The organism is Kitasatospora mediocidica KCTC 9733 (genome assembly GCF_000744225.1).
GTDB lineage: Bacteria > Actinomycetota > Actinomycetes > Streptomycetales > Streptomycetaceae > Kitasatospora > Kitasatospora mediocidica.
This window is the reverse complement of sequence record NZ_JQLN01000005.1, coordinates 2,716,656-2,728,129: the sequence shown is the minus strand read 5'-3', so window position 1 is coordinate 2,728,129 and position 11,474 is coordinate 2,716,656. Positions and strand designations below refer to the sequence as shown.

General features: G+C 64.9%; 6 protein-coding genes and 2 rRNA genes. 3 read left to right on the top strand and 5 right to left on the bottom strand.

Translation table 11 applies throughout. From position 1 onward, the window contains the following. From BS80_RS26265 to BS80_RS26255, 3 genes are all read right to left on the bottom strand, one after another. A 23S ribosomal RNA gene (locus BS80_RS26265) occupies positions 1-2,885 on the bottom strand; the annotation flags it as partial. 280 nt (positions 2,886-3,165) lie between these two features. After that, a 16S ribosomal RNA gene (locus tag BS80_RS26260) occupies positions 3,166-4,687 on the bottom strand. Positions 4,688-5,246: 559 nt separating this feature from the next. Then, positions 5,247-6,251 (bottom strand): stage II sporulation protein M, encoded by a 1,005-nt coding sequence (locus tag BS80_RS26255; RefSeq protein ID WP_035801143.1) that lies wholly within the window; start codon positions 6,249-6,251, stop codon positions 5,247-5,249. A 206-nt stretch (positions 6,252-6,457) separates the two neighbouring features. Between BS80_RS26255 and BS80_RS26250 the strand changes: the two genes are divergently transcribed. After that, a complete protein-coding gene (locus BS80_RS26250; RefSeq protein WP_035801141.1) occupies positions 6,458-7,366 on the top strand; it encodes an RDD family protein in 909 nt (302 codons plus the stop codon). A gap of 6 nt (positions 7,367-7,372) precedes the next feature. On the opposite strand, the gene BS80_RS26245 is transcribed toward BS80_RS26250, so the two are convergent. Next, on the bottom strand, positions 7,373-8,002 hold the full coding sequence (locus tag BS80_RS26245) for a hypothetical protein (protein ID WP_035801136.1): 630 nt from the start codon (positions 8,000-8,002) through the stop codon (positions 7,373-7,375). A 116-nt stretch (positions 8,003-8,118) separates the two neighbouring features. Between BS80_RS26245 and BS80_RS26240 the strand changes: the two genes are divergently transcribed. Together BS80_RS26240 and BS80_RS26235 are read left to right on the top strand one after the other, a co-directional pair. Then, complete coding sequence (locus tag BS80_RS26240; protein WP_035801134.1) at positions 8,119-8,634, top strand: SigE family RNA polymerase sigma factor; 516 nt, start codon at positions 8,119-8,121, stop codon at positions 8,632-8,634. After that, positions 8,634-9,659, top strand: coding sequence for a hypothetical protein (locus BS80_RS26235; RefSeq protein WP_035801131.1), 1,026 nt, complete (start codon positions 8,634-8,636; stop codon positions 9,657-9,659). Before BS80_RS26240 ends, BS80_RS26235 begins: the two co-directional genes overlap by 1 nt. Positions 9,660-9,729: 70 nt before the next feature. Here BS80_RS26235 and ahcY read toward each other — a convergent pair whose 3' ends face one another. Continuing rightward, a complete protein-coding gene (gene ahcY, locus BS80_RS26230; RefSeq protein ID WP_035801129.1) occupies positions 9,730-11,178 on the bottom strand; it encodes an adenosylhomocysteinase in 1,449 nt (482 codons plus the stop codon). Positions 11,179-11,474: the final 296 nt, after the last annotated feature.

The window sequence follows — 11,474 nt, the reverse complement described above, 5'->3', positions numbered from 1 at the left end:
GGTCCTCTCGTACTAGGGACAGCCCTTCTCAATATTCCTACGCGCACAGCGGATAGGGACCGAACTGTCTCACGACGTTCTAAACCCAGCTCGCGTACCGCTTTAATGGGCGAACAGCCCAACCCTTGGGACCTACTCCAGCCCCAGGATGCGACGAGCCGACATCGAGGTGCCAAACCATCCCGTCGATATGGACTCTTGGGAAGATCAGCCTGTTATCCCCGGGGTACCTTTTATCCGTTGAGCGACGGCGCTTCCACAAGCCACCGCCGGATCACTAGTCCCTGCTTTCGCACCTGCTCGACCCGTCGGTCTCACAGTCAAGTCCCTTGTGCACTTACACTCAACACCTGATTGCCAACCAGGCTGAGGGAACCTTTGGGCGCCTCCGTTACTCTTTAGGAGGCAACCGCCCCAGTTAAACTACCCACCAGACACTGTCCCTGATCCGGATCACGGACCTAGGTTAGACATCCAGCACGACCAGAGTGGTATTTCAACGTCGACTCCACGACAACTGGCGTTGCCGCTTCACAGTCTCCCACCTATCCTACACAAGCCGAACCGAACACCAATATCAAGCTATAGTAAAGGTCCCGGGTCTTTCCGTCCTGCTGCGCGAAACGAGCATCTTTACTCGTAATGCAATTTCACCGGGCCTATGGTTGAGACAGTCGAGAAGTCGTTACGCCATTCGTGCAGGTCGGAACTTACCCGACAAGGAATTTCGCTACCTTTAGGATGGTTATAGTTACCACCGCCGTTTACTGGCGCTTAAGTTCTCAGCTTCGCCCAACCGAAGTCGGACTAACCGGTCCCCTTAACGTTCCAGCACCGGGCAGGCGTCAGTCGTATACATCGCCTTACGGCTTCGCACGGACCTGTGTTTTTAGTAAACAGTCGCTTCTCGCTGGTCTCTGCGGCCACCCCCAGCTCAGGAAGTAAATTCCATCACCAGGTGTGGCCCCCCTTCTCCCGAAGTTACGGGGGCATTTTGCCGAGTTCCTTAACCATAGTTCACCCGAACGCCTCGGTATTCTCTACCTGACCACCTGAGTCGGTTTGGGGTACGGGCCGCCATGAAACTCGCTAGAGGCTTTTCTCGACAGCATAGGATCATCCACTTCACCACAATCGGCTCGGCATCAGGTCTCAGCCTCAATGAGTGACGGATTTGCCTATCACTCGGCCTACACCCTTACCCCGGGACAACCACCGCCCGGGCTGGACTACCTTCCTGCGTCACCCCATCGCTCACCTACTACCCTGTTGGGTCAGCGGCTCCACCACGTCCCTTCGTCCGAAGACTCCAGGCCGGCTTCGCGGCTTTAGCATTCAGAGGTTCGACGTTGGCGCTTCAAAGCGGGTACGGGAATATCAACCCGTTTGTCCATCGACTACGCCTGTCGGCCTCGCCTTAGGTCCCGACTTACCCTGGGCAGATCAGCTTGACCCAGGAACCCTTGGTCAATCGGCGCAAGAGTTTCCCACTCTTGTATCGCTACTCATGCCTGCATTCTCACTCGTGAACCGTCCACAACTGGATTCCTCCGCTGCTTCACCCGGCACACGACGCTCCCCTACCCATCACAGCCCCCGTTGGGAGTATTGCTGCAATGACACGACTTCGGTGGTGTGCTTGAGCCCCGCTACATTGTCGGCGCGGAATCACTTGACCAGTGAGCTATTACGCACTCTTTCAAGGATGGCTGCTTCTAAGCCAACCTCCTGGTTGTCTGTGCGACTCCACATCCTTTCCCACTTAGCACACGCTTAGGGACCTTAGTCGGTGTTCTGGGCTGTTTCCCTCTCGACCATGGAGCTTATCCCCCACAGTCTCACTGCCACGCTCTCACTTACCGGCATTCGGAGTTTGGCTAAGGTCAGTAACCCGGTGAGGCCCATCGCCTATCCAGTGCTCTACCTCCGGCAAGAAACACGTGACGCTGCACCTAAATGCATTTCGGGAGAACCAGCTATCACGGAGTTTGATTGGCCTTTCACCCCTAACCACAGGTCATCCCCCAGGTTTTCAACCCTGGTGGGTTCGGTCCTCCACGAAGTCTTACCTCCGCTTCAACCTGCCCATGGCTAGATCACTCCGCTTCGGGTCTTGGGCATGCAACTCAACCGCCCTATTCGGACTCGCTTTCGCTACGGCTACCCCACACGGGTTAACCTCGCTACACACCGCAAACTCGCAGGCTCATTCTTCAAAAGGCACGCAGTCACGAGACACACAGCAAGCTGGTGTCCGACGCTCCCACGGCTTGTAGGCACACGGTTTCAGGTACTATTTCACTCCGCTCCCGCGGTACTTTTCACCATTCCCTCACGGTACTATCCGCTATCGGTCACTAGGGAATATTTAGGCTTAGCGGGTGGTCCCGCCAGATTCACACGGAATTTCTCGGGCTCCGTGCTACTTGGGAGAAGCTCAAGTGAGCCGTACAGATTTCGTCTACGGGGGTCTTACCCTCTACGCCGGACCTTTCGCATGTCCTTCGACTACCCATACGGTTTCTGACTCACCCAGCCGCCGGCAGACGACTGAAGAACTTTCCCACGACCCCGCATTGGCAACCCCTGCCGGGTATCACACCAATACGGTTTAGCCTCATCCGGTTTCGCTCGCCACTACTCCCGGAATCACGGTTGTTTTCTCTTCCTGAGGGTACTGAGATGTTTCACTTCCCCTCGTTCCCTCCACATACCCTATGTGTTCAGGTATGGGTGACAGCCCATGACGACTGCCGGGTTTCCCCATTCGGAAACCCCCGGATCAAAGCCTGGTTGACGGCTCCCCGGGGACTATCGTGGCCTCCCACGTCCTTCATCGGTTCCTAGTGCCAAGGCATCCACCGTGCGCCCTTAAAAACTTGGCCACAGATGCTCGCGTCCACTGTGCAGTTCTCAAACAACGACCAGACACCCACCTACACAACCCCAAGAATGAGGCAATGTCCGTGGGACCGGCACCGAGACAACAGCCATACGGCCGTTCCCTCAGGACCCAACAACGTGCCCGACACACCCGACCTCCACCGCGTTCCACGCCCCGAAGGACAGTACTAACGACTTCAACCGTGTGTGCCGAATAGTCAACGTTCCACCCATGAGCAACCGTGCGAGACATTTGCTCGCAAGCGGCTATGTGCTCCTTAGAAAGGAGGTGATCCAGCCGCACCTTCCGGTACGGCTACCTTGTTACGACTTCGTCCCAATCGCTGGTCCCACCTTCGACGGCTCCTCCCCTTACGGGTTAGGCCACCGGCTTCGGGTGTTACCGACTTTCGTGACGTGACGGGCGGTGTGTACAAGGCCCGGGAACGTATTCACCGCAGCATGCTGATCTGCGATTACTAGCAACTCCAACTTCATGGGGTCGAGTTGCAGACCCCAATCCGAACTGAGGCCGGCTTTTTGGGATTCGCTCCGCCTCGCGGCATCGCAGCCCTTTGTACCGACCATTGTAGCACGTGTGCAGCCCAAGACATAAGGGGCATGATGATTTGACGTCGTCCCCACCTTCCTCCGAGTTGACCCCGGCAGTCTCCTGTGAGTCCCCATCACCCCGAAAGGCATGCTGGCAACACAGAACAAGGGTTGCGCTCGTTGCGGGACTTAACCCAACATCTCACGACACGAGCTGACGACAACCATGCACCACCTGTATACCGACCACAAGGGGGCGACCATCTCTGGCCGTTTCCGGTATATGTCAAGCCTTGGTAAGGTTCTTCGCGTTGCGTCGAATTAAGCCACATGCTCCGCTGCTTGTGCGGGCCCCCGTCAATTCCTTTGAGTTTTAGCCTTGCGGCCGTACTCCCCAGGCGGGGAACTTAATGCGTTAGCTGCGGCACCGACGACGTGGAATGTCGCCAACACCTAGTTCCCACCGTTTACGGCGTGGACTACCAGGGTATCTAATCCTGTTCGCTCCCCACGCTTTCGCTCCTCAGCGTCAGTAATGGCCCAGAGATCCGCCTTCGCCACCGGTGTTCCTCCTGATATCTGCGCATTTCACCGCTACACCAGGAATTCCGATCTCCCCTACCACACTCTAGCCTGCCCGTATCGAATGCAGACCCGGGGTTAAGCCCCGGGCTTTCACATCCGACGTGACAAGCCGCCTACGAGCTCTTTACGCCCAATAATTCCGGACAACGCTCGCACCCTACGTATTACCGCGGCTGCTGGCACGTAGTTAGCCGGTGCTTCTTCTGCAGGTACCGTCACTTGCGCTTCTTCCCTGCTGAAAGAGGTTTACGACCCGAAGGCCTTCATCCCTCACGCGGCGTCGCTGCATCAGGCTTTCGCCCATTGTGCAATATTCCCCACTGCTGCCTCCCGTAGGAGTCTGGGCCGTGTCTCAGTCCCAGTGTGGCCGGTCGCCCTCTCAGGCCGGCTACCCGTCGTCGCCTTGGTAGGCCATTACCCCACCAACAAGCTGATAGGCCGCGGGATCATCCTGCACCGCCGGAGCTTTCCACCCACCCCCATGCGAGGACAGGTCATATCCGGTATTAGACCTCGTTTCCAAGGCTTGTCCCAGAGTGCAGGGCAGATTTCCCACGTGTTACTCACCCGTTCGCCACTAATCCACCCGAAGGCTTCATCGTTCGACTTGCATGTGTTAAGCACGCCGCCAGCGTTCGTCCTGAGCCAGGATCAAACTCTCCGTGAATGTCTGCCCGTAATCGGGCTGAACACCCGCGTTGAGCGGCACGACAACCACCGGAATAGGGTGGTCACGTGCACTGCGTCCTCGCTGTGTCTTACTTCAAAAGGAATCTCCAACCCCGATCAAAGACCGAGGCCGGGGATGTCAACATATCTGGCGTTGACTTTTGGCACGCTGTTGAGTTCTCAAGGAACGGACACTGTCTTCAAGCCGCTCTCGCAAGCTCTCCGAGTGTTTCGCTCAGTACTGCGTTTCGTTCTGTTCTCAGCTTATCAGATCCGATTCGCACCGTTTACCGGCCGTTTCTTTACTGATTTCCTACCGAGAGGATTTCCTTCAACTTGCCAACGGAGCCTATCAAAGGCTTTCGGAGGTTTTGTTTCCGGGTTTCGCTTGCCGGGCTCGCATCGTGGATGCGCCTGCCTCGACTTGCTGTTCGCAGACTCTATCGCCTCAGCGCGACTGTTGTCCAGTCGGAGCCAACCGTTCGAATCTACTAGCCAGTCCGGTCCGTGTCAACGGTCTTTGTGGCGTGAAGAGAAGACTAGCAGGTCAGAAGGGGTCAGGCCGCCACTGGCTGGAGGTCGGCGCGGTCGGCCGCGTCGATATCGCCGCGCTCGCCGGCAACGGCGGCGCGACGGCCGAGGACCAGGGCGTAGAGCAGGAAGAGGATCTCCGCTGTGCCGCCGATGCCGATTCGCGCCCAGGTGGGCAGGCCGGACGGCGTCACAAAGGCTTCGAGGATGCCGCTGACGAAGAGGACGGCTGTCAGGCCCATCGCCATGCCGATCGTCGCCCGGCCCTCCTCCGCGAGCGCGACCGCGCGGGTGCGTGGGCCGGGGTCGATGACCGTCCAGCCCAGCCGCAGGCCCAGGCCGCCGGCCACGAAGACCGCCGTCAGCTCTAGCAGGCCGTGCGGGAGCAGCAGGCCGAGGAAGAGGTCGAGCCGGCCGGCGGAGGCCATCAGGCCCAGGCCGATGCCGAGGTTCATGACGTTCTGCAGCAGGACCCAGAGGACGGGGAGGCCGAGGAAGACGCCGAAGACCAGGCACTGGGCCGCGATCCACGCGTTGTTGGTCCACACCTGGGCCGCGAACGAGCTCGCCGGGCGGTCCGAGTAGTACGCCTGGTAGCCGCCGCCGGGCTTGGTCAGCTCGCGCAGTTGCTCCGGCGTGGCCAGGCTGGCCCGGACCTCCGGGTGGGTCGCCACCCACCAGGCGATCAGCGCCGACCCCAGCACGGAGACCATCGCGATCGGGATCCACCAGCGGCGCGAGCGGTAGAGCGCTGCGGGGAACCCGGCCGCGAAGTACCGCCCGACGTCCCGCCAGCCCGCCGCCCGGCTGCCGGTGACGGCGTTGCGGGCGCGGGCCACGAGGGTGGTCAGGCGCCCTTCAAGGACGGGGTCCGGTGCGCCGGCCTGCACCCGGGCGAGGTGGCTGGTGGCCTGTTGGTAGAGGGTGACCAGTTCGTCGGCCTCGGCGCCGTTCAGCCTGCGTCGCCTGCTGAGGGTCTCCAGGCGCGCCCACTGCGCCTGGTGCGCGGCGACGAAGACGTCCAGATCCATGGGCGGGTCACTCCAAGCGGGCTGACGGGCGCGGCTAGGCGGGACAGTGCCTACAGGGGCACAGCTTGCCAGAGCGGGGCGGGCCGGCCGCCGGGGGCTGCGGGCGGCGAAGCGGGTGCGGACCTTCACGGGGTTCGGGCGGCCCCGTATGTTGACCCGAGCAGATCGGTGCGGGTGGAGTTCGGCGGACGGAACGGGCGGGTGCAGTGAGCGACCTGGTGACGGGTGAGGCCGTGGTCCTCGGCCTGCGGACGGCGAAGCTGCCGAGTCGGGCCCTGGCGGTGCTGCTGGACCTGGTGCTGGAGATCGTGGCGTTCTTCGCCTGTGCGTTGGTGCTGATGCTGGTCCAGCCGAATCTGGACGGCGCCGCGGCCGCGGCGATCATGCTGAGCCTGATGGTGTTCTTCCTGGTCGCGGTGCCCGTGCTGGTGGAGACCTTCACCCGGGGGAAGTCGCTCGGGAAGCTGGCCCTCGGGCTGCGCGTGGTGCGGACCGACGGCGGGCCGGTGCGGTTCCGGCACGCGCTGGTGCGCGGGCTGGTGGGCTTCTTCGAGATCATCATGCTGACCGGTGCGCCGGCCGCGATCTGCTCGCTGATCTCGCCCGAGGGGCGGCGGCTCGGCGACGTCTTCGCCGGAACGCTGGTGGTGCGTGAACGGGTGACGACGCGCGGGACGTCGGCGTTCACGCCACCGCCGCCGCAACTCCTGCACGCGTTGGGGGCGGAGCTGGTCCGGCTCGACCTCTCGGCGGTGCCGGATGGTCTCTGGCTGGCGATCCGGCAACTTCTCTCGCGCACAGGGCAGTTGGACCCCGCAGTCGCGTTCCGGATGGCGGCCGGGCTGGCGGACGAGCTGGCGGCGCTGACCCGGTGGCCGGCCCCCGCCGGCCTGGACCCGGCCAGCTACCTGGCAGCGGTGCTGACCGAGCGGCAGCGCCGCGAGTGGGCCCGCGCGGCCGGACGGGCTTCGGCTTCGGCTTCGGCTCCGACAGCGCAGACGCCGCCGATGCCGCCGTCGCAGCTGCCGACGCCTCCCGCAACACCCGCAGCACCCGCAGCACCCGCAGCACCCGTCACCGGGACGACCGACAGCGGGTTCGCGCTGCCCGGCTGAGCCGCCTCAGTCCCTCGGCGGCCACGCGTTGGGCGGCGACTGCAGCTCCTCCAGCTCAAGGCCCGGCGCGGCCAGCACGACGTCCCCCGCCAGGTGCACGAGGCGCTGTTCACCGGTCTCCAGGTCGGCCACCTGGAAGCGCTCCACCAGCAGCGGCCCGCTGTCGGTCGGATGGCTCTCCAGGCCCTCCAGCGTCCAGCCCTGGTCGAAGGTCCGCGGCGCGAGGGCGGCACCGGTGAAAGAGACCAGGCGCACCCGGGCGCTGCCGCCCTCCGCGAGGCCCAGCAGTCGTGCGGTGGCGATCAGGAAGGCCGGCGAGTCACCGCTGAAGCCGTGCGCCCGGTCGTGCCCCTCGACGGCGAGCGCACCGGCCGGGTCCGCCGGGTCCGTGCGGACCCAGGCGACGCCGTCCACCGCGCCACCACGCACCTGCCAGCCGCCGGAGCGCAGCTCCATCCGCAGCGGGCGGCTGCGCGAGTCGAGGGTGAGGTCGGTGGTGCCCAGCGTGCTGCCGTCGGGGGCGTAGGTCTTGGAGACGTAGCGCCAACCCGCCGGGCCGGGCGCGCAGCTGAACCGCTCCTCGCCGAGCGGGGCGTGGTCGTGCGGGTCGTGGAGTGCGTATCGGCCGTTGGGCATGATCCGAAGCCTAGTGCCGCGTCAGGCACTAGGTGATGCAACCTTTCGGCAGCCCGCCCGCATCAGGGAGTCGAGTAGGGCCCAGGGCCCTGCCGTCGAGAGGAGCGTGGCCAGCAATGGCTGAGGGGAAACGCGATGCCGAGTTCACGGAGTTCGTCGCGTCCAGAGCGGGGTGGCTGCGCAAGGTGGCCTACCTGCTGTGTGGGGACTGGCACCGCGCCGACGACCTGGTCCAGGAGACGATCACCAAGCTCTACACCCACTGGGGACGGGTCTCCCGGGCCGACAACGTGGACGGCTACGCCCGACGGGTGCTGGTGAACACGTTCCTCGCCGAACAGCGTTCGCCGTGGGGGCGGTTGGCGCGTAGGCGGAGTGCGCAGCCGGACCTCGCCGCCAGGCAGCCGGACGTCGACACCGCCCTCGACCTGCGCCGGGCCCTGGCCGACCTGCCGCCGCGGCAACGAGCCGCCGTGGTGCTGCGGTACTACGCCGACCTCTCCGTCGAGCAGACCGCGGAGGTGCTCCGCTGCTCGCCCGGCAATGTGAAGAGCCAGACCTCCCGCGGGCTGGACTCCCTGCGCCGCCTGCTCGCCGTGCGTCCGTCCACCATCGATGAGAGGACTTCGTGATGACTCAGGAGATGCCGGAACTGATCGATGGGCTGGCCGAGTTGACGAACGCACCGGCACCCGCGAGCGCGGTCAGCGCCGAGCGTGCGATGCAGGTCGGACGCGGCCGACGGCGCCGGCGGCAGTTGGCGGCAGCGGCCACCACGACGGCCGTCGCCGTCGTGGCCGCCCTGGGACTGGGGTTCGGACTCCCCGGGGACAGCCACCCGGCGGTCCCGGCAGGGTCACCGTTCGCCCCGGACCGGGCCGCCTTCGTCGCCGCGCAGAGCGGGGCGGACCCCGCCATGGCCGACGCCACCTTCGGCTGGCTGCCGCCGTCGATCACCGGTGTGGGGCAACAGCTGGGCGCCGCCGGCGGGATGGCCGTCGCGCGGGCGCCGGGCCTGACGTCGACCCGGATCATGCTCAGCCTCTATCCGGCCGGCCCGGTGCCCACGGTGGGATCGGCCGACACCGGCGGTGCGCTGAGCCGGCTCGATGCTCCTGCCGTCAACGGCCGGACCGCCTACTGGCTGGTGTCGGGCGCGACGGCCGCCCCCGGTGACGACGACCTGTTCCTGTGCTGGCAGACGGCCGACGGCAGCTGGGCGGTGATGCACGGCTACTACCTGAAGGAGAGCGACAATCGCGCCGCGATGTTGCGGGTGGCGGCCGGTGTGACGGTCGGCCTGCGGCCCATCCCGCTGCCGGTGCGGATCGGCAAGCTGCCGGCCGGGGCCCGGCTCACCGGGGTGACCCTGGAACGGCCGTCCGACGACGTGGACAGCCCCACCGGTTGGGAACTGCTCCTCGAGTACGACGTGCACGGCACCAAGATCAGCGTGGCGAGCGCGCCCGCGCAGGCCAGGCGCCTCCTCGGGGGGTCCGAGAACGACTGCCGCTCCGAGGCGGGCATCGTGCTGTGCGTGGACGCCCCGCCCGGGTCAACCGTCCTGGACCCGCTCGGCGGCATGCAGGGGTGGCTGAAGAAGATGACCGTGCTCGGGCTGAGCGAGAGCAACTGGACGACGAAGGTGGTCGGCTGACACCCGCCGGAGACAGCCGTACGGCCGGGACCCCGAGCGGGGTGCCGGCCGTACGGTCGCTGTCAGCGGATCAGTAGCGGTAGGTCTCCGGCTTGTACGGGCCCTCGACCGCAACGCCGATGTAGTCGGCCTGGTCCTTGCTCAGCACGGTGAGCTTGACGCCCAGCGCGTCCAGGTGCAGGCGCGCGACCTTCTCGTCCAGGTGCTTCGGCAGCACGTAGACGTCGACCGGGTACTCCTCGGTCTTCGTGAACAGCTCGATCTGCGCGATCGTCTGGTTCGCGAAGGAGTTGGACATCACGAACGACGGGTGGCCGGTCGCGTTGCCCAGGTTCAGCAGGCGGCCCTCGGACAGCATGATGATGGTGTGGCCGTCCGCGAAGCGCCACTCGTGGACCTGCGGCTTGACCTCGGTCTTCACGATGCCCGGGAGCTTCGCGAGACCGGCGATGTCGATCTCGTTGTCGAAGTGGCCGATGTTGCCGACGATCGCCTGGTGCTTCATCTGCTCCATGTGGCTGGCAAGGATGATGTCCTTGTTGCCCGTGGTGGTGATGAAGATGTCGGCGATCGAGACGACCTCCTCCAGGGTGGTGACCTGGTAGCCGTCCATCGCCGCCTGCAGGGCGCAGATCGGGTCGATCTCGGTGATGATCACGCGGGCGCCCTGGCCGCGCAGCGACTCGGCGCAGCCCTTGCCCACGTCGCCGTAGCCGGCGACGACGGCGACCTTGCCGCCGATCAGCACGTCGGTGGCGCGGTTGATGCCGTCGATCAGCGAGTGGCGGCAGCCGTACTTGTTGTCGAACTTCGACTTGGTGACCGCGTCGTTGACGTTGATGGCCGGGAAGAGCAGCTTGCCCTCACGGTGCATCTCGTACAGGCGGTGGACACCGGTGGTGGTCTCCTCGGTGACGCCCTTGATCGCGGCGGCGGCCTCGGTCCACTTGGTGGGGGTCTCCTTGAGGGTGCGGTTGAGCACCTCCAGGACGATCCGGAACTCGTCGTTGTCCGCGGTGGACGGGTCCGGAGCGACACCGGCCTTCTCGAACTCGACGCCCTTGTGGATCAGCATGGTGGCGTCGCCGCCGTCGTCCAGGATCATGTTGGCGGTCTGGCCGTTCGGCCAGCTGAGCGCCTGCTCGGTGCACCACCAGTACTCCTCCAGGGTCTCGCCCTTCCAGGCGAAGACCGGCACGCCGGCGGGGTTCTCGGCGGTGCCCTCCGGGCCGACCGCGATGGCGGCGGCGGCATGGTCCTGGGTGGAGAAGATGTTGCAGGAGCACCAGCGGACCTCGGCGCCGAGCGCGACCAGGGTCTCGATCAGCACGGCGGTCTGCACGGTCATGTGCAGCGAACCGGTGATCCGGGCGCCGGCCAGCGGCTGGGTGGCCGCGAACTCCTTGCGGATCGACATCAGACCGGGCATCTCGTGCTCGGCCAGCTGGATCTCCTTGCGGCCGAACGGGGCAAGGGAAAGGTCGGCGACCTTGAAGTCACCGGTGATGTTGGACGACATGCGTCAGCTCCTCGCTGCACGGGCGGGTAGTAGGGCCAAGCTCCGGCGTGTGTCGCAGCACGGCGTCCGGACACGCCGAACCAACGGTGTCCCCACCGCTGTTCGACGCCGAGGCGCCGCGCTCCAGCACAATCCGTCGGAGGACCTCTCTCCCTCGACCGGGCGGGCGGCTTGCCGCGCGCACTCGATCGACCGCCATCAGCAGCGACGTTCGGCTCTGTGACGAATCTACACCGAGGGCCCTGGACCGCGCGGCGTCACTGCGGATTTCCGCCACCGTCCGGCAGAAGATCGTC

Excerpts from the sequence above, each read along its gene's own strand:
- BS80_RS26245 (WP_035801136.1), bottom strand. The coding sequence starts at position 8,002 with ATGCCCAACGGCCGATACGCACTCCACGACCCGCACGACCACGCCCCG.
- BS80_RS26235 (WP_035801131.1), top strand. The coding sequence starts at position 8,634 with ATGACTCAGGAGATGCCGGAACTGATCGATGGGCTGGCCGAGTTGACG.
- BS80_RS26255 (WP_035801143.1), bottom strand. The coding sequence starts at position 6,251 with ATGGATCTGGACGTCTTCGTCGCCGCGCACCAGGCGCAGTGGGCGCGC.
- BS80_RS26240 (WP_035801134.1), top strand. The coding sequence starts at position 8,119 with ATGGCTGAGGGGAAACGCGATGCCGAGTTCACGGAGTTCGTCGCGTCC.
- ahcY (WP_035801129.1), bottom strand. The coding sequence starts at position 11,178 with ATGTCGTCCAACATCACCGGTGACTTCAAGGTCGCCGACCTTTCCCTT.